The sequence below is a fragment of the Luteimonas sp. MC1572 genome (genome assembly GCF_016615815.1).
GTDB lineage: Bacteria > Pseudomonadota > Gammaproteobacteria > Xanthomonadales > Xanthomonadaceae > Luteimonas.
This window is the reverse complement of record NZ_CP067112.1, coordinates 1,570,317-1,591,523: the sequence shown is the minus strand read 5'-3', so window position 1 is coordinate 1,591,523 and position 21,207 is coordinate 1,570,317. Positions and strand designations below refer to the sequence as shown.

Genomic DNA, 21,207 nt, shown 5'->3' with positions numbered 1-21,207 from the left:
ACGCAGCGGCGGTTACAAACCGTTACCAACGGTTACCTGCGGCTGCCTGTCGGGCGCACACGGCCCATTAGATTGCATCGCATCGCAATCCAGTGGAAATCATGATGCTCCAGCCCGCCCTGTCCAGTCCCTTGGAACGTCCCAGCCGCGGCGTCAGCGGCGCGTGGTCGGCCGATCGCCAGGCGCACGTCGTTCCGACGCTGGAGGCCTTGCTGCTGCGCTGGCCGCCGCGCGTGCACCGCCTGTCCGCGCGCCAGGCACTGTTCCACGCGGGCCAGCCGCGGCAGTCGCTGTACTACGTGCGGTCGGGATGTTTCCGCACCAGCGTGCTGAGCGAGGACGGGCGCGAAAAGATCACCGGTTTCCGCATGCGCGGCGACCTGCTCGGGCTTGATGCAGTGGACATGCCGGCGCACGCGTGCGATGCGGTGGCGCTCGACGCCGCGGAAGTGTGGGAACTGCCGTGCGCGCGCCCGGACGACCTGATGCCCGAAATCCAGCAGCGGCTGACCTCGATGCTCGCCGCGGAGATCCGCCGGGACTGGCGCTGGATGCTGGCCGTCGGCACGCTTGGAGCGGACCAGCGCGTGGTGGCGTTCCTGCTCGACCTCTCCGCGCGCTTCGCGGCCATGGGGCTCGACCCGCAGCTGCTGCAACTGCGCATGACGCGCGCCGAGCTCGGCAACTTCCTCGCCATCACCCTGGAAACCGTGACCCGCGCGCTGTCGCGCCTGCAGGCGCGCGGCATGATCGCGGTGGACGGCCGGCGGATCGGCATCGTCGACGAAGCCGGGCTGCGTGCGGTGCTGGCGGGCGAGGATCGCTGCCACTAGGCGCGTGTCTGGCGCCGGGCTTGGTGCTCAGCGTGCCTGCAGTTCCCGGCGCACCGCTTCGGCGAGATGCTCGCGGCGCCACGGCTTGCGCAGCAGGCGCAGGCCTTGCGCACCGTCGGCGTCGGCCGCGTGCTCCTCGTCGCCTGACGTCAGCAGCACGGCAAGGCCCGGGCGCAGCGCCAGCGCCTCGCGCGCCAGCGCCTTGCCGTCGATCCCCGGGCCAAGCATGACGTCGCTGAAGAGCAGGGCGATCGCGGGGTCGTCGCGCAATGCCTGCAGCGCGGCCTCGCCATTGGCCACGGCCTGCACCCGGTAGCCGGCGCCCTGCAGGAACGCCTCCGCGATATCGCGCACCGCGGGATCGTCTTCCACGACCAGCACGACCTCGCCCCGGCCGCCGTCGCCGGGACTGGCGGCAGCCTCGACATCGTGGACCGCGTTCCGCGCCACCGGGACGTAGAGACGGACCTCGGTGCCGCGCCCCGGCACGCTGTCGATGGCCAGGTCGCCGCCGCTCTGGCGCGCGAAGCCGTACACCATGCTCAGCCCCAGGCCGCTGCCGCGTTCGCGGCCCTTGGTGGTGAAGAACGGTTCCATCGCATGCGCCAGGGTGTCGGGCGCCATGCCGCAGCCCGTGTCGTGCACGCCGAGGCGCAGATAGTGGCCCGCCGGCATCTCGACGCCGGCCGCTCCACCCACCTGCTCGTCGGCGACATGCTCCTCGGCCGCGGAGAACAGGATCTCGCCGCCGCGGCCCAGCGCGTCACGCGCGTTGAGCGCGAGGTTGAGCAACGCCGCTTCAAGCTGGCCGGCATCCACGTAGGCGCGCGGCAGGCGGGGTTCGACCTGCACGCGCAGGCGCACGGCATCGCCCAGCGTGCGCCGCAGCACCTGTTCCAGGTCGTGCAGCAGCCGCGGTACGTCGACCGCGCTCGGCTGCAGGCGCTGCCGGCGTGCGAATGCCAGCAGCTTGGCGGTGAGCTCGGCGCCGCGGCCCACCGAGCGCAGCGCGCTGGCCAGCAGCGCCTGGCCGTCGGCGCTCACGACTTCCGGCTCAAGCAGCTGCAGGCTGCCGGACATCACCGTGAGCAGGTTGTTGAAATCATGTGCCACGCCGCCGGTGAGCTGGCCGATCGCGTCCAGGCGCTGCGCATGCGCGAGGTGCTCCTCGGCGCGGCGCTGTTGCACGTAGGTGGACAGCGTGGTGGCGGCCGTCTGCAGCAGGTGGCAGGCGTCGTGGTCGAAGCGGCGCGGCTCGCGCGATGCCGCCAGCAGGGCGCCCGAGACGCGGCGGTGCTCGAATACCGGCACCAGCACCGCGCTGCCGTAGGGCGGCAGCGGCAGCGGGAACAATCCGGCCGCGGACGGATCGGCGGCGATGTCACCGATGATCCAGACCTCCTGGTGCTGCCCGGCGAACGGCCTCGGCACGGTGCTGCCCGCCTGCCAGCCCGGGCCAGATGCACCGCGCACGGCGGCCGCCTGCTGACCGGATGCGGCCGAGACGATTGCCACCGACTCCACGCCGAGCGCTTCCGCCAGCAGCGGCGGCAACTCTTCGATCAGGTTGGACTCCGCCGGTGCCTGCAGCGCGAGCTGGCCGATGCGCGCCGCGATCGCGTCGTAGCGGGCACGGGCCAGTGCCTGCTGCACGCGCTGGCTCCCGGAGATGTCGCGCACCGACGCGAGGAAGCGCTTGCCTTCCGCGCTGTCGAGCGGGCTGAGCGCGATCTCGATCTGGAACCGGCTGCCGTCGCTGCGCAGGCCGACCAGCGTCTGCCCGGTGGCGCCCATCGGCCGCACGTGCGGGGCCGCCATGTAGCGGTCGCGATAGACACGGTGGCGCGCGCGCGCGCTTTCCGGCACGAGGTCTTCGATCTCGAGGCCCGCCATCGCGCCGCGCGCGTGTCCGAACAGGACTTCGGCGTGCGCGTTGGCGCGCACCACGCGGCCTTCGCCGTCGACCACGAGCAGCGCGTCCGGGACGGCCTCGAACAGGCCCGGAATGGGAGCCCCGGCGCTCATGCCGGGCTGACGTCGGCGGCGAACAGGTAGCCGGCGCCGCGCACCGAGCGGATCAGTTCGGGCGCGGTCGGGTCGCGCTCGATCTTGCGCCGCAGCCGTGCGATGCCGACGTCGATGGCGCGGTCGAACGGGCCGGCCTCGCGGCCGTGCAGGGTGCTCATCAGCTGGTCGCGGCTGCGGACTTCGTTGGGGTTCCGCAGCAGGGCGCGCAGCAGGTCGAACTCGCCGGTGGTCAGCGGGATGTCGCGGCCTTCGGCATCGGCGAGCCGGCGCGCGCCGAGGTCGAGCACCATGCCTTCGAATGCGAGGCGTCGGGCCGGGGCGGCCACCTGGGCCTGTGCGCGCAGGTCGGCCGCCGCGGGCGCGCGCCGAAGCACCGAGCGCACGCGTGCCAGCAGCTCGCGGAAATCGAAGGGCTTGGCGACGTAGTCGTCGGCGCCGAGTTCCAGCCCGACCACGCGTTCCACCGCTTCGCCGCGGCCGCTGACCACGATCACCGGCACTCGCCACTGCTGGCGCAGGTGCTGCAGCAGCGCCAGGCCGTCCTCGTCGGGCAGGCCCAGGTCGAGGAGCACCAGGTCCGGCAGCGTGCCGGTCATGGCCCGGCGCAGGTCGGCGCCGCTGGCGGCGCTGGAGACCGCGAATCCGTTGCCGCCGAGGTAGCGCGACAGCAGGTCGACGATGTCGGCGTCGTCGTCGACGACAAGCACGCGCGGGCGGGCGTCGCCGGTCGCGAGGGAGTCGGTGGTCATGCGGCCAGGCAACGCTGGAAAGGAGGCGCGTCCATGGTGCATAGGATCGCACAGGCCTTGGTTGCAGCGCCCGGAGCACGCGTGCATGCGCCGGGCTCCAGAACGAAAAAACCCGACCGTGTGGGGTCGGGTTCGTTCGTGGATGGTGGAGGTGGGGGGAATCGAACCCCCGTCCGAAGGCACTCCATCCCCGGCACTACATGCTTAGCTCACCGTTGGGTCTCGTCCTGCGGCAGCACAGTGGGCGAAGCGCACCCCAGGACCAGCCTGTTTTTGTTAAGCCGCGGTTGACAGGCAACCACCGCAGCCGGTTCCGTGATAATGACCCTACATCCACGAGCACGGGCACAAGTGGGTTCGGGGCTTACGCCTTAAGCGGCGAGAGCGTAGTTGTCGTCGTTGGCAACTAGAGTTTTGCAGCTGGATTTACGAGGAAAGCTACCCCCTCGGCATGCGCCAGGCGATTTCGCGACCCCCGTCGAAGCCAGTGCACCCCCATTGATCGGGAAAGCTGGCATCTGCCGGAAGGCAGTGAAACTGCGAGACAGGTGAAGTATAGGGTCGCGCGGGCCCGGTGCAAGGTCGGCTCCGGAACGGGCGCGCAGCGTCGTTCAGCCGGATGCGGCTGCGCGCAGCCGGTATGCTCGTGCCGATGGCAGCCAATGACGCCCTGTTGTCACCCGACGCCCTGCCATCGCGCCACGGCTACCTGCTCGCCGCGGTGGTGCTGGTGGCCTCTCTCGCGCTGGTGGCCATCTATGCCACCGGCGCAGGCACGCGCGAGCGCGAGCTGGCGCAGGCGCGCCTGGCGGGCGAAGCCGAGCAGGTGGTGGCGCGGCTTCGCCAGCAGCTCCTGACCTACGAGCTGATCACCCGGGGCGGCGTATCGCTGTTCGCCACCGTGCAGGCGCCAAGCCCGCAGCAGTGGCGCCATTACACCGATGGCCTCGAGCTGGACCGCAGGTTTCCGGCCATGCTCGGGCTCTGCTACGCCGAGTCGCTGTCGCCGGCGGCCCTGCAGGAGCTGCAGCTGAAGCGTCGCGCAGCTGGACTGGGGCTGTTCCGGGTCGATCCGCCGGGCGCGCGCGTGCAGTACGGCCCGGTGGTGATGCTGGAGCCGCGCACCATCGGCAACATCAACACCATCGGTTTCGACATGCTCCACGAGCCCGCGCGCGCGGCGGCGATGCTGGCCGCGCGCGACAGCGGCGCCGCACGCATCACCGCGCCGCTGCAGTTGGTGCAGGCGGGCGCGGGCCGCGGCCTGGTGATCTATGCGCCGGTGTACCGCGCGGGCATCGTGCCGTCCAATCCGTCGGCGCGCGCCGCCGCGCTGGCCGGCTGGGTGTGTGCGCCGTTCCGTCTCGACAGCTTCGTCCTGCAGGCGGTGGCGGACGCGCCCGGCACGCCAGCACTGCGCATCGTCGACATTGGCGACCGTGGCGAGACGCTGGTGTATCCCGCAGACGCCGGCCTGTTCCCCGATGGAGACATCGCAGGCGTGAGCCACAGCGTGGAAGAGCAGGTGTACGGGCGGCGCTGGCGGCTGGACTTCCAGCAGACGCGGAGCAACGGCGGGTCGGCGTTGCTCGGCACGCAGGGCACGATCGTGCTGGGCATGCTGGCGTCGTTCCTGCTGTTCGCGGTGGCGCTGTCGTTGGCGCGCACGCAATCTCGCGCGCAGCAGATCGCGGCGCGGATGAGCGAATCGTACCGGCGCAGCGAGCTGCGCTTCCGCAGCGCGATGCGGTTTTCGGCGATCGGCAAGGCCTTGCTGGACCGGGATGGCCGCGTGGTGGACGCCAACCTGGCACTGGCCGACATCCTGCGCGCCTCGCCCGAGGAGCTCATGGGGCGCGTCTTCCAATCGTTGTTCAGCGGCACCGGCGACGCCGCCGAAGAGCGTTCGCGCGCGGCGACCGGCAGCGTCTACCGCGTGACGCGCGAGCTCAGGCGCGACGACGGCGAGCTGCGCCACGTGCTGCTGACCTACGCGCAGGTGCCGGGTGAAGTGGGCCAGGACGTGGCCAGCCTGGCGCAGGTGGAGGACATCACGGACCGCGTACGCGCCGAGGCGCAGGTCAACGCGCTCAACCGCACGCTCGAGGCGCGCGTGGCGCTGCGCACGCGCGAGCTCACCCGCGCCAACGAGGAGCTGGAGTCGTTCGCGTACACCATCTCCCACGACCTGCGCGCGCCCTTGCGGGCGATCGACGGGTTCACCCGTGTGCTCGGCGAACGGTATGCCGGGGCCTTCGACGAAGCCGGCCGTGGCTATCTCGCGCGGGTGCGCGCGGCGACCGCGCGCATGGGCGAGTTGATCGACGCACTGCTGAAGATGTCGCGGGTGTCGCGCGGCGAGCTGCGGCGCGAGCCGCTGGACCTTTCGGCGATGGCCAGCGACATCATTGCCGACCTGCGCCAGGACGAGCCGCGGCGGCAGGTGGATGTCGAGATCGAACCCGGGCTGCAGGCCTCGGGCGACAGTGCCCTGGTCAGGAACCTGCTCAACAACCTGCTTGGCAACGCCTGGAAATTTACCCGTGACCGCGAGCGTGGCCAGGTCGCGTTGCGCCGGATCGACATCGCAGGCGAGACGTGGTTCGAAGTGGCCGACAACGGCGTCGGCTTCGACGAGGCTTATGCCGGCAAGCTGTTTCGCCCATTCCAGCGCCTGCACGCGCAGGACGAGTTCGTGGGCGAAGGCATCGGGCTGGCCTCGGTCAAGCGCATCATCGAACGCCATGGCGGCAGCATCGCCGCGGAGGGCAGGGTGGGCGAGGGCGCGCGTTTCCGCTTCACCCTGCCGGACGAGACGGCAGTCGGCTGAGCCGGTCAGGCGTCGCGGTTGTGGCGACGCATCACGCGCTGCTTGTCGCGCGCCCAGTCACGATCCTTGGCGGCATCGCGCTTGTCGTGGGTCTGCTTGCCCTTTGCCAGCGAGATCTCGATCTTGACCTTGTTGCCCTTCCAGTACATCGCGCTGGGCACGATGGTGTAACCGTCGCGTTCGACCTTGCCGACCAGCATGTCGATCTCGCGGCGGTGCAGCAGCAGCTTGCGGGTGCGGCGGTCATCGGCCACCACGTGGGTGGACGCCTGCAATAGTGGCGTGATCTGCGCGCCGAACAGGAAGATCTCGCCGCTGCGCACCACCGCGTAGCTCTCGGTGATGTTGGCGCGGCCGGCGCGGATCGCCTTCAGCTCCCAGCCCTGCAGCGCCATGCCGGCTTCGAAACGGTCCTCGAGGTGGTACTCGTGGCGCGCGCGCTTGTTGAGCGCGATCGTGCCCCCGGTGCCGCTCTTTCCCTTATCCTTGCCAGCAGTCTTGCCCATCGCGTCATTCTCACACGGCACGGGGCGGGAAAGAAACGCGAGACAGCCTGCCCCCCATGCCCATCATCAAGCGCTCAGCCCTGGTCGGACACGCCGCGTCGCGGATGTTCGCGCTGGTCAACGACATCGCGGCGTATCCGGCGCGGTTCGCGTGGTGCGATGACGCCGAAGTGCTCGAGTCCTCACCGGAACGCGTGCTCGGACGCCTCGAACTCGGCATCGCCGGCATGCACACCTGGTTCACCACCGAGAACCTGCTCACGCCGCCGCACCGCATCGACATGCACCTGCGCGATGGTCCGTTCAAGCGCCTCGAAGGCCGCTGGGAATTCCATGCGCTGGACGAGTCGGCGTGCAAGGTCACGCTGAGCCTGGATTTCGAGCCGCGCAGCCGCCTGCTGGCACCGGCGCTGAAGCTCGGCTTCCAGGGGCTGGCCGACCGCATGGTCGATGATTTCGTGCGCATCGCCGACGATCCGGACGCCTGACATGCGCGTCGAGGTGGTGCTCGCGTTTCCTCGCACGCACCGCAGCGTGGAGCTGGAGTTGCCCGCGGGTGCGCGCGTGGCGGACGCCATCGATGCCTGTGGCCTGCCGCTGGATGCGGTCGATGGCTATGCGGTATTCGGTGAACGTGTCACCGCCAGCACCGCGCTGCGCGATGGTGACCGCGTCGAGCTGCTGCGGCCGCTGCAGGTGGACCCCAAGGATGCGAGGCGGCTCCGCGCCGCGCGCGCGCGCTGAGCGATCAGCGCTTCTTCTTGTCCTTGGCGAGGTTCGGCCCGAACGCGCGGCGAACGTCCTTGATCAGTTCATCGTCGCGATCGGGGAACTGGTCGCCTTCCCACTTCGCCAGTCTGTCGCCTTCGAACCACAGCGTGAGGTTGTGCACCTCGGTGCCGCCGATGCGACCGGTGCGCTCCGTGGCCGTGTAGTCCCAGCGCTCCTGGTGGAACGGGTCCTGGATGGAGGGCGTGCCGAGCAATGCCGACACCTGCTGGCGGCTCATGCCGGCCTGCAGCTGCGCGACATCGCCGCTCTTCAGCAGGTTGCCCTGGTAGATCGGCTGTTTGTAGACGAGGCCGCAGCCGGTTGCGAGGCAGGCGACGATGACGGGGACGAAGAGCTTGCGCATTGGAACCCAGGGACGGCGGATATCCCCGCGATGATACACTCGACGAGCCGCCGCGACCGGCTCCACGGCAGCTGGCACCCCAATCGCCAATGAACGGAACAGGCATGGAAACCCATGAGCTTCGCAAGGCCGGGTTGAAGGTCACGCATCCCCGCATGCGCATCCTTCAGCTGCTCGAGCAGAAGACCTCGCACCACCACATGACCGCCGAAGACATCTATCGCCACCTGCTTGAAGGCGGCGATGAGATCGGCCTGGCCACCGTCTACCGGGTGCTCACCCAGTTCGAGGCGGCAGGGTTGGTCCTGAAGCACAATTTCGAAGGCGGCACGGCGGTCTACGAGATCGACCGCGGCGGCCACCACGACCATATGGTCGACGTCGACACCGGCCGCATCATCGAGTTCGAAAGCCCCGAGATCGAGGAGCTGCAGAGCAAGATCGCCGCGCAGCACGGCTACATCCTCGAAGAGCACTCGCTGGTGCTGTACGTGCGCAAGAAGCGCTGACCGCGGGCTTCAGCCGGCGACGTCCACGCCGCCTGTCGCCGCGTCGCGCAGCAGCCGCCTGGCGGCTGCACGCGCCTCGCGGCTGACCTCCACCCCGCCCAGCATCCGCGCGAGTTCCTCCTGGCGTTCGCCGTCGTCGAGCAGGCGCACCGCGCTCTGCGTGACGCCACCGCGTTCGGCCTTGCTGACGCTGTAGTGCGCGTGGCCCTGGGCCGCGACCTGCGGAAGGTGGGTCACGCACAGCACCTGCCGCCGGCTGCCGAGGTCGCGCAGCTTCTGGCCGACGATCTCGGCCACGCCGCCGCCGATGCCGGAGTCGACCTCGTCGAAGACCATGGTCTGCACCGCGTCGAGGCCCAGCGCGGCCACTTCGATGGCCAGCGAAATGCGCGACAGCTCGCCGCCGGACGCGACCTTGCGCAGCGGCCGCGGCGGCTGCCCGGCATTGGCCGACACCAGGAACTCGACGCGCTCGGCGCCCTGCGCATCCGGCGCGTCGCCGGCGGTGGGCTCCAGTGCCACTTCGAACCGCCCGCCACCCATGCCCAGCTCGCCGATCAGCCCGGTGGTGGAGGCGGCGAGCGCCTTGCCGGCGCGCGCGCGCGCCTTGCCCAGCGCCACGGCGGCCTTGCGCCAGCCGTCCGCGGCAGCCTCGATCTCGGTACCGAGGCTGCCGAGGCGCCGCGCCGAGGCGTGCAGCGCCTCATGTTCGGCGGCCAGCGTGTCGCGCTGCGCGGCGAGCCCTTCGGGCGTCACGCGATGCTTGCGCGCCAGGTCGTGCAGGCGCGCGAGGCGGCGCTCGTGGTCCTCGAGCTGCGCCGGGTCGATATCGAGGTCGGCGCGGATGCGATCGAGCAGGACGGCTGCCTCGTCGAGCTGGATGGCGGCGCCTTCCAGCATGGACTGCACCTCGCCCAGGCGTGGTTCGTGGTCCTGCAACCGCGCCAGGCCGCCGCGCAGCTGGTGCAGTTCGGCGGGCAGCGCGCCGTGGCCGTCACCGAGGCGGGCGAGGGCGACGTCGCAGGCGTCGACCAGTGTGGTGGCATGCGCCTGGCGGCGATGCGCGGCGACGAGCGCGCTGATGGCGTCCGCATCCAGGTCTTCGCGCTCGAGTTCATCCAGCTGGTGGCCCAGCCAGTCGATGCGGTCGGAGACATCGCCGGCGGCGGTCAGCTGTTCGCGCTCGCGCAGCAGCGCGGACCAGCCGCGCGCCGCCGTGGCCACCGCGGCAAGAAGTGCTTCGTGGCGGCCGAACGCGTCGAGCAGGGCGAGCTGGCTGCCGCGCGACAGCAGCGCCTGGTGCTCATGCTGGCCATGGATCTCGACCAGATGACCCGCCAGTGCGGCCAGCTGCGACAGCGTGGCCGGGCGGCCGTTGATCCACGCCCGCGACCCACCATCGGCGCGCAGGGTGCGGCGCAGCTGGCAGGCGTCTCCGTCATCGAACTCCTGCTCGCGCAGCCAGGCCTGGGCGGCCGCTGAGCCGGCGAGGTCGAAGTCGGCGTCGAGCTCGGCGCGTTGTGCCGCGTGGCGCACCATGCCACTGTCGGCGCGCTGGCCCGACAGGAAGCCGAGCGCGTCGACCAGCAGCGACTTGCCGGCGCCGGTTTCGCCCGAGACCACGGTCAGCCCGGCCCCGAACTCGAGCTCGGTGGCGGCGACGACGGCGAAATCCTTGATGGAGAGGCGTTTGAGCATGGGACGCGATTGTGCCGCGAGGGGCCGCAGGCTGCCATCGCCGCGTCGCAGCGCTTGCGACTCGGAGCCCGGCGACATATACCCCCGGGATGTCCCGACGCCGCGATGACCCCCTCGACGCCCGCGCACGCCAGCTGCTGCGCACCCTGATCGCGCGCCACATCCGCGATGGCGAGCCCGTGGGTTCGCAGACCCTGGCCCGCCACGCCGGGCTGGATGTCAGCCCGGCGACCATCCGCAACATCCTCGCCGACCTCGAGGAGGTCGGCCTGCTGGCGGCGCCGCACGCTTCGGCCGGGCGCGTACCCACCCCGCAGGGCTATCGCGTGTTCGTCGACTCGCTGCTGCAGCTGAGCCCGCTGCAGGAGCCGGAGCTCGCGCGCCTGCGCGGCGAGCTCGCGACCGGCGGCGGCACGCAGTCGCTGCTCGGCAGCGCCTCGGAGCTGGTGTCGGCGATGACCCGGTTCGTGGGCGTGGTCAGCGTGCCGGGGCGCGGCCAGTTCGCCTTCCGGCAGATCGATTTCGTGCCGCTGGACGGCCAGCGGGTGATGGCGATCGTGGTCTTCGCCGATCACGAGGTGCAGAACCGCATCGTGCTGACCCGGCGCCCGTACGGCCCGGCCGAACTCGAGCAGGTGGCCAACTACCTCAATGCCAATTTCGCCGGCCGCCCGCTGCACGAGATCCGCGCCACCCTGGTGAGCGACCTGCGCGCCGCGCGCAGCGAAATGGAGGGCCTGCTGCGCGCCACCACCGAAATCGCCGAGCAGGTGCTGGTGCCGGGCGACGAGGACGTGGTGGTCTCCGGGCAGGCGCGCCTGCTCGGGGTGCAGGACCTCGCCGACGTCGAACGGCTGCGCGAGCTGTTCGATGCCTTCGCCCAGAAGCGCGAAATCCTGCAGTTGCTCGAACGCACGGTGAAGGCGCCGGGCGTGCGCGTGTTCATCGGCGAGGAGACGGGGCTGGCGCCGCTGGCGGGCATGTCGCTGGTGACCGCCCCGTATGGGGCCGGGGGACGCGTACTGGGCGTGCTCGGGGTCATCGGCCCGACGCGGATGGCCTACGACCGGGTGATCCCGGTGGTGCAGGCGACCGCGGAAATGCTCGGCAATGCCTTGAATCCGGAGCCGCCATCCCCACAGAGTGCGGACCGCGACACACCCGGACCCTGAGAGCGATGACCAACGAACACACGCCCGACGCCACCATCGAGGCCGCCGACACCATTCCGCACGACGAGATCGAGGCCCTCCGCGGCGAGCTCGAACAGCTGCGCGCGCAGTCCCTGGTGGAGCGCGCCGAGCTTGAAAACCAGCGCAAGCGCCTGCAGCGCGATGTGCAGAATGCCTGCCGGTTCGCCAACAAGCAGCTGCTCGGCGACCTGCTGCCGGTGTTCGACAGCCTCGACGCGGCGCTGCTCGCGGGCGCGGCGGACGATCCGATGCGGACAGGCATGGAGCTGACCCTGCGTGAACTCCTGCGCGTCACCGCCAGCCAGGGCCTGGTCCAGCTCGCGCCGGCGCCAGGTGATGCGTTCAACCCCGACCAGCACCAGGCGATGAGCGTGGTGGACGCCGCGGGCGTCCCCGCCGGCGCCGTCGCCCAGCTGTTCCAGAAGGGCTACCAGCTCAACGAGCAGCTCCTTCGCCCGGCGCTCGTCGCCGTGGCCCGCGACGACTGAATCCGCGCCGCCCGGCGCTTGAAGGCGCCGGCCGCGTCCCCAGATAGCAGTCATCGGCGGCTTTGCCGCCCCCCAGACAAACCTCCAAGAGGCAACATCCCATGGCAAAGATCATCGGCATCGACCTCGGCACGACCAACTCGTGCGTGGCGATCATGGACGGCGGCAAGGCCCGCGTCATCGAAAACAGCGAAGGCGACCGCACCACGCCATCCGTCGTCGCCTACACCAAGGACGGCGAAGTGCTGGTGGGCGCCTCGGCCAAGCGCCAGGCGGTCACCAACCCCAAGAACACGTTCTATGCGGTGAAGCGCCTGATCGGCCGCAAGTTCACCGACGCCGAGGTGCAGAAGGACATCGGCCTGGTGCCATATGCCATCGCCCAGCATGACAACGGCGACGCGTGGGTGGCGACCAGCGAGGGCAAGAAGCTGTCGGCGCAGGAAGTCTCCGCGCGCATCCTGGAAAAGATGAAGAAGACCGCCGAGGACTACCTGGGCGAGAAGGTCACGGAAGCCGTGATCACCGTGCCGGCGTACTTCAACGACTCGCAGCGCCAGGCGACCAAGGACGCCGGCCGCATCGCCGGCCTCGACGTCAAGCGCATCATCAACGAGCCGACCGCGGCCGCGCTGGCCTATGGCCTGGACAAGGACGGCGGCGACCGCAAGATCGCCGTGTACGACCTTGGCGGCGGCACCTTCGACATGTCGATCATCGAGATCGCGGAAGTCGACGGCGAGAAGCAGTTCGAGGTGCTGGCCACCAGCGGCGACACCTTCCTCGGTGGCGAGGACTTCGACAAGCGCGTCATCGATTACCTGGTCGAGGAGTTCAACAAGGACCAGGGCATGGACCTGCGCAAGGATCCGCTCGCCCTGCAGCGCCTGCGCGATGCGGCGGAGCGCGCCAAGATCGAGCTGTCCACCGCGCAGCACACCGAGGTCAACCTGCCGTACGTGACGGCCGACGCCTCGGGCCCGAAGCACCTCAACATCAAGCTGACCCGGGCCAAGCTCGAGGCGCTGGTGGAGGACCTGATCAAGAAGACCATCGAGCCCTGCCGCACCGCGCTCAACGACGCCGGCCTGCGCGCCAGCGACGTCAACGAGGTGATCCTGGTCGGTGGCCAGACGCGCATGCCGAAGGTGCAGGCGGCGGTCGCCGAGTTCTTCGGCAAGGAGCCGCGCAAGGACGTCAACCCGGACGAAGCGGTCGCCATCGGCGCCGCGGTGCAGGGCGGCGTGCTGGCGGGCGACGTCAAGGACGTGCTGCTGCTCGACGTGACCCCGCTGAGCCTCGGCATCGAGACCCTGGGCGGCGTGTTCACCAAGATCATCGAGAAGAACACCACGGTGCCCACCAAGGCCTCGCAGACCTTCTCCACCGCCGAGGACAACCAGTCCGCGGTCACGGTGCACGTGCTGCAGGGCGAGCGCGAGCAGGCCCGCTACAACAAGTCGCTGGCCAAGTTCGACCTCACCGGCATCGACGCCGCGCCGCGCGGCATGCCGCAGGTCGAGGTGTCGTTCGACATCGACGCCAACGGCATCGTGCACGTCACCGCCAAGGACAAGAAGACCAACAAGGAGCAGAAGGTCGAGATCAAGGCGGGCTCGGGTCTTTCGGACGAGGAAATCCAGCGGATGGTGGCCGACGCCGAGGCGCACCGCGAAGACGACAAGAAGTTCCACGAACTGGTCGGCGCCCGCAACCAGGCCGACGCGCTGGTGCACGGCACGCGCACGGCGATCAAGGAGAACGGCGACAAGGTGCCGGGCGACGTGATCGGGCGCGTGGAGGCCGCGATCGCCGACGTCGAGACCGCGATGAAGGGCGACGACAAGGTGCAGATCGAGTCCAGGACCAAGGTGCTCGAGGAAGCCGCGCAGGCGCTGTTCGCCGCGGCCGCCCAGCAGGGTGGTGGCGATGCGGGTGGCGGTGCCGGTGGCCCCGCGCCCGGCGACGACGTGGTCGATGCCGAGTTCACCGAGGTCAAGGACGACGACACCAAGGCCTGACCGCCATCGGTACGTGACGTCGGGAGCCGTGGCGGCAAGTCCGCGGTTCCCGATGTCGTTTCCGCCCCCGGTTTCGCGGGGGCGTCGCCCGACGACACAGATGGCCCCTGATCCATGAGCAAGCGTGATTATTACGAAGTCCTCGGCGTTGCCCGCAACGCCGGCGACGATGAACTGAAAAAGGCCTATCGCCGCTGCGCGATGAAGCACCACCCTGACCGCAACCCCGGCAACCACGAGTCCGAGGCTGCGTTCAAGGAGTGCAAGGAGGCCTACGAGGTACTGTCCGACGGTGGCAAGCGCCGCATGTACGACCAGCACGGCCACGCCGCGTTCGAACACGGCATGGGCGGCGGCAACGCCGGTCCCGGCCAGCCGGACATGGGCGATATCTTCGGCGACATCTTCGGCAATATTTTTGGCGGCGGTGGTGGCTCGCGCGGCCCGCGCCGTGGTGCCGACGTGGGCTATGTGATGGAGCTCGACCTCGAAGAGGCGGTGGCGGGCGTCGAGCGCCGCATCGAGCTGCCCACGCTGGCCGCCTGCGATCCCTGCAACGGCACCGGCTCGGAAGACGGCAAGCTCGAGACCTGCGATACCTGCCAGGGGCGCGGCCAGGTGCGGTTCCAGCGCGGCATCTTCTCGATGCAGCAGCCATGCCCGCATTGCCACGGCCGCGGCCAGACCTTCAAGTCGCCGTGCCCGTCGTGCCGCGGCAATGGCCGAGTCGAGGAAGAGAAGGTGCTGTCGGTCAAGATCCCGGCCGGCGTGGACAACGGCGATCGGATCCGTCTCTCGGGCGAGGGCGAGGCCGGTCCACCCGGTACGCAACCCGGTGACCTGTACGTCGAAGTGCGCGTGCGCCCGCATCCGATCTTCGAACGCGACGGCGACGACCTGCATTGCGAAGTGCCGATCCGCATCGGCCAGGCCGCGCTGGGCGACACCGCGCGCGTGCCCACGCTTGGCGGCGAAGCCGAGATCCGCATCCCCGCCGAGACCCAGACCGGCAAGGTCTTCCGCCTGCGCGACAAGGGTGTGAAGTCGGTGCGCAGCCGCGCGCCGGGCGATCTGTACTGCAAGGTGGTGATCGAAACCCCGGTCAACCTGACCAACCAGCAGCGCGAGCTGCTGGAGCAGCTCGAAGCGACGTTCGTCGGCGACGGCGCGCGTCGCCACTCGCCCAAGGCCAGCACCTTCGTCGACGGCGTCAAGGGGTTCTGGGAACGCATGACGTCGTGAGCGCGATACGGCCGGCCACGCGCCGGCCGTGAGCTTGCCGGCGGCGTGCACCGCGGCTAGCCTTGCGCGATGCCAGCTCCCATCCGATTGATGCTCCATGGCGCCAGCGGGCGCATGGGCCACGCGCTCATGCGCCTGTGCGGGGACGGTGCCGAACCGGGCTGCGTCGTCGTGGCCGCGGTGTCACGCAAGCCGGCACAGCGGGTGGTGGACGGCGTGCCGCATTTCGCCGCCGCCGAGCTGCGCGGCGTACCCGCGTTCGACGTGGCCATCGACTTCAGCCTGGCCGAGGCCTTCGACCAGGTGCTCGCACTGTGCGTGGAGCGGGGAGCGGGGCTGGTGTCCGGCACGACGGGCCTGTCCGCCGCGCAGCGCGAGGCGCTGGTGGCAGCATCCGCGCGCATCCCGCTGGTCTGGGCCGCGAATTTCAGCCTCGGCGTGGCACTGCTGGAGGAACTGGTGGAGCGCGCGGCCGCCACGCTGCCGGGCTGGGACTGCGACATCGTCGAGGCCCACCACGTGCACAAGAAGGATGCGCCTTCGGGTACCGCGCTCGCGCTCGGCGCCGCGGCGGGGCGCGGTGGTTCGGACCCGCGCTACGCAAGCCTGCGCGCCGGCGACATCGTCGGCGAGCACACCGTGCAGTTCACCGGCACCGGCGAGCGCATCGAGCTGGTGCACCGCGCGACCAGCCGCGACGTGTTCGCGCGCGGTGCGCTGCACGCCGCGTCGCGCCTGCACGGCCGCGCGGCCGGCAACTGGCGGCTGCGCGACCTGCTGTAGCCGGCCGCGCGTTCAGCTCCGCGCACGCTGCCGCTGGCGCCTGGCGCCCCGGTTCCGTATCATTCCCGCTCGCCTGATTCACATGTCCCGGCGCCGGTTTCCGCCGGTGCTGGCGGCTTCCTGCAACCCCACGTAGGCGACCTTCGTGACCCCACCTGCAATCCTCGCGCTTGAAGACGGCACCGTCTTCGAAGGCGTCTCCATCGGCGCGCCCGGGCTTTCCGTCGGCGAAGTGGTGTTCAACACCGCGATGACCGGCTACCAGGAGGTCGTCACCGACCCCTCGTACGCGCGCCAGATCGTCACCCTGACGTATCCGCACATCGGCAACACCGGCTGCACCGCCGAGGACGACGAGGGCGCGCGCGTCTGGTCGGCCGGGCTGGTGGTGCGCGACGTGCCGCGCCGTCCCAGCAGCTGGCGCAGCCAGGTCGCGCTGCCCGAGTGGCTCGCCGATCGCGGCGTGGTGGCCATCGCCGGCATCGACACCCGTCGCCTGACGCGGCTGCTGCGCGAACGCGGCGCGCAGAACGGCGCGGTGATGGCCGGCGAGATCGACGCCGCCCGCGCCATCGAAGCCGCGCGCAAATTCCCGGGCCTGAAGGGCATGGACCTGGCCGAGGTGGTCAGCACGCCCGCGCGCTACCAGTGGCGCGAGGGCCAGCTGGACCTCGACAGCGGCGACTGGACGCAGGCGGAACCGCGTTTCAAGGTGGTTGCCTGGGACTACGGCGTGAAGCGCAACATCCTGCGCATGCTCGCCGAACGCGGCTGCGACGTGACCGTGCTCCCGGCGCGCACGACCGCCGAGGAAGCGCTCGCGCTGCGCCCCGACGGCGTGTTCCTGTCCAACGGCCCCGGCGACCCGGCGCCCTGCGACTACGCGATCGAGGCGATCCGCGGTTGCCTCGCCGCCGGGGTGCCGACGTTCGGCATCTGCCTTGGCCACCAGCTGCTCGCACTGGCCGTCGGCGGGCGCACGGTGAAGATGCCCAATGGCCACCATGGCGCCAACCACCCCGTGCAGGACCTCGACTCCGGCCGGGTGATGATCACCTCGCAGAACCACGGGTTCGCCGTCGACGAGGCCTCGCTGCCCGCCAACGTGCGTGTCACCCATCGCTCGCTGTTCGACGGCACCAACCAGGGCTTCGAACTCACCGACGCGCCTGCCTTCAGTTTCCAGGGACATCCGGAGGCCGCGCCCGGCCCGCACGATGTCGCGCCGCTGTTCGACCGCTTCATCGCGGCGATGGCCGCGCGCAGCGAAACCCACAAGGAGTCCCGTGCATGAGCCTGCGCAACCCGCGTTCCCCGGTACTGTTTGCGCTGTGCCTGGGCTTCGCCAGCCTTGCGCCCGCCGCGCACGCCCAGAACGTCGCGCCCGGTGACATCGATCGCCTGGCCGGACTGCTGGTGGAGATGATGCCGATCGGCGACGTGTTCGACGCGATTGCCAAGCAGGACCCGACGTGGCCGATGCAGGAGCGACCGGACGCAGTGACGGCCGAGCAGCTGGCCTGCATGCGCGGGGAGCTTTCCTCGGCCGGCTACCGCCGCGCCAAGCGCGCTGACGCCTCGGCGTATGCCTCGGCACATCCATCGCGCGTGCGCGGCGACATCGCGTTGCTCGAAGGCGGAGCCAGCGTGCTGTTCGGGCGCCTGGTGATGGAAGGCGCCGCGACCGAGGGCGGCGGCGACAGCAATGCGGTTCTTGCCGGTTCGACCCCCGCGCAGCTGCTTTCGTTCATGACCGTCATGACCGATCCCAAGCATGCCGCGCTGCGCGAGGCCGCGGGCATGGGCGACGCGATCGACGCGACGCGCTCGGCCGAAGAAAACGAAAAGAGCGGCTACCAGCTGGGGGCGTCCATCGTCACCCAGCTGATGATCAAGTCACTGGACACCTGCCAGGTGCCCACTTCAGCAATCCTGGGATAAGCAATGCCAAGGCGAAGCGACCTCAAGACCATCCTCATCATCGGCGCGGGCCCGATCGTCATCGGACAGGCGTGCGAGTTCGACTACTCCGGCGCGCAGGCCTGCAAGGCGCTGCGGGAGGAGGGCTACAGGGTGGTCCTGGTGAACTCCAATCCGGCGACGATCATGACCGACCCGGATACCGCGGACGCGGTGTACATCGAACCGATCACCTGGCAGATGGTCGAGAAGATCATCGAGAAGGAGCGCCCGGACGCGCTGCTGCCCACCATGGGCGGGCAGACCGCGCTGAACTGCGCGCTGGACCTCGCCGACCACGGGGTGCTCGAGAAGTACGGCGTGGAGCTGATCGGCGCCAGGCGCGAAGCCATCATGATGGCCGAGGACCGCGAGCTGTTCCGCGTGGCGATGGCCGAGATCGGGCTGGAGTGCCCGAAGGCCGAAGTGGCGCGCACGTTCGAACAGGCCGTGGCCACCCAGGCCAAGGTCGGCTATCCGACGATCATCCGCCCGAGCTTCACGCTCGGCGGCAGCGGCGGCGGCATCGCCTACAACAAGGAAGAGTTCGAGGAGATCGCCAAGCGCGGCCTCGAGCTGTCGCCGGTCGGCGAGATCCTGGTCGAGGAATCGGTGCTGGGCTGGAAGGAATTCGAGATGGAGGTGGTTCGCGACACCGCGGACAACTGCATCATCGTCTGCTCGATCGAGAACCTCGACCCGATGGGCGTGCACACCGGTGACTCGATCACCGTCGCGCCCGCGCAGACGCTCACCGACAAGGAATACCAGCGCCTGCGCCAGGCCTCGATCGCGGTGCTGCGCAAGATCGGCGTCGACACCGGCGGCTCCAACGTGCAGTTCGGCATCAACACCGAAACCGGCCGCGTGGTGGTGATCGAGATGAACCCGCGCGTGTCGCGCTCGTCCGCGCTGGCGTCCAAGGCCACCGGCTTCCCGATCGCCAAGATCGCGGCCAAGCTCGCGGTGGGCTACACGCTCGACGAGCTCAAGAACGACATCACCGGTGGCCGCACGCCGGCGTCGTTCGAGCCGAGCATCGACTACGTGGTGACCAAGATCCCGCGTTTCGCGTTCGAGAAGTTCCCGCAGGCCGATGCCCGCCTGACCACGCAGATGAAGTCGGTGGGCGAGGTGATGGCGATCGGCCGCACCTTCCAGGAATCGCTGCAGAAGGCGCTGCGCAGCCTGGAGACCGGCAAGGTCGGGCTTGACCCCACCGGCCTCGATCTTGCGAGCGAGGACGACCTGGTGGTGCTGAAGCGCGAGCTGCGCGAGCCGGGGCCGGAGCGCCTGTTCCACATCGCCGATGCGTTCCGCGCCGGCATGTCGGTCGAGGACGTCCATGCGCTGTCGTGGGTCGATCCGTGGTTCCTCGACCAGATGGAAGACATCGTGGCCGCCGAGCGCGAGGTCGCCACGCGCGGCGTCGATGCGCTCGATGGCGCACGCCTTCGCGCGCTCAAGCGCATGGGCTTCGCCGACGCGCGCCTGGCGCAGCTGGTGCAGGTGGAGGAAAAAGCGATCCGCGCGTTGCGCCGCGCCTTCGGCATCCGCCCGGTGTACAAGCGCGTGGATTCCTGCGCCGCCGAGTTCGCCACCACCACCGCCTACATGTATTCGACCTACGAGGACGAGTGCGAAGCCGAGCCAACCGGCCGCGACAAGATCATCGTGCTCGGTGGCGGACCGAACCGGATCGGGCAGGGCATCGAGTTCGACTACTGCTGCGTGCACGCTGCGATGGCGCTGCGCGAGGATGGTTACGAAACCATCATGGTCAACTGCAACCCGGAAACCGTCTCGACCGACTACGACACCTCCGACCGCCTGTATTTCGAACCGGTGACGCTGGAGGACGTGCTCGAGATCGTCGAGCTGGAGAAGCCGAAGGGCGTGATCGTGCATTACGGCGGGCAGACGCCACTGAAGCTCGCGCGCGCGCTGGAAGCCAATGGCGTGCCGATCATCGGCACCTCCCCGGATTCGATCGACCTGGCAGAAGACCGCGAGCGTTTCCAGAAGCTGGTCGACACGCTCGGGCTGAAGCAGCCGCCCAACCGCACCGCGCGCAGCGCCGAACAGGCGCTGCTGCTGGCGCGCGAGATCGGCTACCCGCTGGTCGTACGCCCGAGCTACGTGCTCGGTGGTCGCGCCATGGAAGTCGTGCATGCCGACGCAGACCTCGCGCGCTACATGCGCGACGCGGTCAAGGTGTCCAACGATTCGCCGGTGCTGCTGGATCGCTTCCTCGACAACGCCGTGGAAGTCGATATCGACGTGATTGCCGACAAGGACGGCGCGGTGTTGATCGGCGGCGTGATGGAGCACATCGAAGAGGCCGGCGTGCATTCGGGCGATTCGTCGTGCTCGCTGCCGCCGTACTCGCTGTCCGCGGAGACCCAGGCGCGCCTGCGCGACCAGGTTGCGCAGCTGGCGCGTGCGCTGGGCGTGGTCGGCCTGATGAACACCCAGTTCGCGGTGCAGGCGGGCGAGGACGGCGAGGACGTGATCTTCCTGCTGGAAGTGAATCCGCGTGCCTCGCGCACGGTGCCGTTCGTGTCCAAGGCCACCGGCATCCCGCTGGCCAAGATCGCGGCGCGCTGCATGGCCGGCAAGACGCTTGCCGAGCTGGGCGCGACCACCGAGGTGATTCCGCACTACTACTCGGTGAAGGAGGCGATCTTCCCGTTCGCCAAGTTCCAGGGCGTGGACCCGATCCTCGGCCCGGAGATGCGTTCGACCGGCGAGGTCATGGGCGTGGGCCGGAGCTTCGGTGCCGCGTTCGCGCGTGCGCAGGAAGCGGCCAGCATCCGCGCGCCGGAGGCGGGCAAGGCGTTCCTCTCGGTGCGCGACCCCGACAAGCAGCGCGTGCTGCCGGTGGCGCAGGCGCTGCTCGAGCGCGGCTTCAGCCTGGTCGCGACGCGCGGCACGGCGCAGTGGCTGCAGCAGAACGGGCTGGCGTGCGACGTCGTCAACAAGGTGATCGAGGGCCGCCCGCACGTGGTGGACCTGATCAAGAACGGCGAGATCGCCTACATCGTGAACACCACCGAAGGACGGCAGGCGATCTCCGATTCGTTCTCCATCCGGCGCGAGGCGCTGCAGCAGCGCGTGACGTACTCGACCACCATTGCCGGTGCGCGGGCGTTGCTGCACTCTCTGGAATATCGCGGCACGGGTCCGGTGTGGGCCCTGCACGAACTGCATGAGGAACTGAAACAGGCATGAGA

General features: G+C 69.8%; 18 protein-coding genes and 1 other RNA gene. 13 read left to right on the top strand and 6 right to left on the bottom strand.

Annotation, left to right across the window (positions count from 1 at the left end; translation table 11 throughout):
* Positions 1-104 precede the first annotated feature (104 nt).
* Positions 105-833 carry a helix-turn-helix domain-containing protein gene (locus JGR64_RS07200; protein WP_199372700.1) on the top strand — a complete coding sequence of 243 codons (729 nt, stop codon included), beginning with the start codon at positions 105-107 and terminating at the stop codon, positions 831-833.
* A 27-nt stretch (positions 834-860) separates the two neighbouring features.
* Here JGR64_RS07200 and JGR64_RS07195 read toward each other — a convergent pair whose 3' ends face one another.
* The 3 genes from JGR64_RS07195 to ssrA form a co-directional block, all read right to left on the bottom strand.
* The gene (locus tag JGR64_RS07195) at positions 861-2,858 is read right to left on the bottom strand and encodes an ATP-binding protein (protein ID WP_199372699.1); all 1,998 of its coding nucleotides are present in this window, start codon (positions 2,856-2,858) and stop codon (positions 861-863) included.
* A complete protein-coding gene (locus JGR64_RS07190) occupies positions 2,855-3,610 on the bottom strand; it encodes a response regulator (RefSeq protein WP_199372698.1) in 756 nt (251 codons plus the stop codon). The genes JGR64_RS07195 and JGR64_RS07190 overlap by 4 nt, the downstream gene beginning before the upstream one ends.
* Positions 3,611-3,753: 143 nt before the next feature.
* Positions 3,754-4,107: a transfer-messenger RNA gene (gene ssrA / locus JGR64_RS07185) on the bottom strand.
* 155 nt (positions 4,108-4,262) lie between these two features.
* Here ssrA and JGR64_RS07180 point away from each other — a divergent pair.
* On the top strand, positions 4,263-6,440 hold the full coding sequence (locus JGR64_RS07180; protein ID WP_199372697.1) for a CHASE domain-containing protein: 2,178 nt from the start codon (positions 4,263-4,265) through the stop codon (positions 6,438-6,440).
* Positions 6,441-6,445: 5 nt separating this feature from the next.
* Here the strand turns inward: JGR64_RS07180 and smpB are convergent, their stop codons facing one another.
* Positions 6,446-6,946: an SsrA-binding protein SmpB gene (gene smpB, locus JGR64_RS07175; RefSeq protein ID WP_199372696.1), complete on the bottom strand. Its 501-nt coding sequence runs from the start codon at positions 6,944-6,946 to the stop codon at positions 6,446-6,448.
* A 56-nt stretch (positions 6,947-7,002) separates the two neighbouring features.
* Between smpB and JGR64_RS07170 the strand changes: the two genes are divergently transcribed.
* Together JGR64_RS07170 and JGR64_RS07165 are read left to right on the top strand one after the other, a co-directional pair.
* Complete coding sequence (locus JGR64_RS07170) at positions 7,003-7,434, top strand: type II toxin-antitoxin system RatA family toxin (RefSeq protein WP_199372695.1); 432 nt, start codon at positions 7,003-7,005, stop codon at positions 7,432-7,434.
* 1 nt (position 7,435) lies between these two features.
* Entirely contained in the window at positions 7,436-7,690 is a 255-nt protein-coding gene (locus tag JGR64_RS07165; RefSeq protein WP_199372694.1) for an RnfH family protein, read from the top strand.
* A gap of 4 nt (positions 7,691-7,694) precedes the next feature.
* Here the strand turns inward: JGR64_RS07165 and bamE are convergent, their stop codons facing one another.
* Positions 7,695-8,081, bottom strand: a complete 387-nt coding sequence (gene bamE / locus JGR64_RS07160; RefSeq protein ID WP_199372693.1) for an outer membrane protein assembly factor BamE — start codon at positions 8,079-8,081, stop codon at positions 7,695-7,697.
* Between the two features lie 104 nt (positions 8,082-8,185).
* On the opposite strand from bamE, the gene fur reads away from it, so the two are divergent.
* Entirely contained in the window at positions 8,186-8,590 is a 405-nt protein-coding gene (gene fur, locus JGR64_RS07155) for a ferric iron uptake transcriptional regulator (RefSeq protein WP_199372692.1), read from the top strand.
* A 9-nt stretch (positions 8,591-8,599) separates the two neighbouring features.
* Here fur and recN read toward each other — a convergent pair whose 3' ends face one another.
* On the bottom strand, positions 8,600-10,288 hold the full coding sequence (gene recN, locus JGR64_RS07150) for a DNA repair protein RecN (RefSeq protein WP_199372691.1): 1,689 nt from the start codon (positions 10,286-10,288) through the stop codon (positions 8,600-8,602).
* Positions 10,289-10,377: 89 nt separating this feature from the next.
* Between recN and hrcA the strand changes: the two genes are divergently transcribed.
* The 8 genes from hrcA to carB all read left to right on the top strand — a co-directional run bounded on the left by hrcA (position 10,378) and on the right by carB (position 21,205).
* Complete coding sequence (gene hrcA / locus JGR64_RS07145; protein WP_199372690.1) at positions 10,378-11,460, top strand: heat-inducible transcriptional repressor HrcA; 1,083 nt, start codon at positions 10,378-10,380, stop codon at positions 11,458-11,460.
* Positions 11,461-11,465: 5 nt separating this feature from the next.
* Positions 11,466-11,969: a nucleotide exchange factor GrpE gene (gene grpE / locus JGR64_RS07140; RefSeq protein WP_199372689.1), complete on the top strand. Its 504-nt coding sequence runs from the start codon at positions 11,466-11,468 to the stop codon at positions 11,967-11,969.
* A 62-nt stretch (positions 11,970-12,031) separates the two neighbouring features.
* Positions 12,032-13,990 carry a molecular chaperone DnaK gene (dnaK, locus tag JGR64_RS07135; RefSeq protein WP_255529253.1) on the top strand — a complete coding sequence of 653 codons (1,959 nt, stop codon included), beginning with the start codon at positions 12,032-12,034 and terminating at the stop codon, positions 13,988-13,990.
* Between the two features lie 114 nt (positions 13,991-14,104).
* Positions 14,105-15,232: a molecular chaperone DnaJ gene (gene dnaJ / locus JGR64_RS07130; protein ID WP_199372687.1), complete on the top strand. Its 1,128-nt coding sequence runs from the start codon at positions 14,105-14,107 to the stop codon at positions 15,230-15,232.
* A 69-nt stretch (positions 15,233-15,301) separates the two neighbouring features.
* Positions 15,302-16,015 carry a 4-hydroxy-tetrahydrodipicolinate reductase gene (gene dapB, locus JGR64_RS07125; RefSeq protein WP_199372686.1) on the top strand — a complete coding sequence of 238 codons (714 nt, stop codon included), beginning with the start codon at positions 15,302-15,304 and terminating at the stop codon, positions 16,013-16,015.
* 145 nt (positions 16,016-16,160) lie between these two features.
* On the top strand, positions 16,161-17,309 hold the full coding sequence (gene carA / locus JGR64_RS07120) for a glutamine-hydrolyzing carbamoyl-phosphate synthase small subunit (protein ID WP_199372685.1): 1,149 nt from the start codon (positions 16,161-16,163) through the stop codon (positions 17,307-17,309).
* Entirely contained in the window at positions 17,306-17,956 is a 651-nt protein-coding gene (locus JGR64_RS07115; RefSeq protein ID WP_199372684.1) for a hypothetical protein, read from the top strand. Before carA ends, JGR64_RS07115 begins: the two co-directional genes overlap by 4 nt.
* 3 nt (positions 17,957-17,959) lie before the next feature.
* Entirely contained in the window at positions 17,960-21,205 is a 3,246-nt protein-coding gene (gene carB, locus JGR64_RS07110) for a carbamoyl-phosphate synthase large subunit (RefSeq protein WP_199372683.1), read from the top strand.
* Positions 21,206-21,207 lie beyond the last annotated feature (2 nt).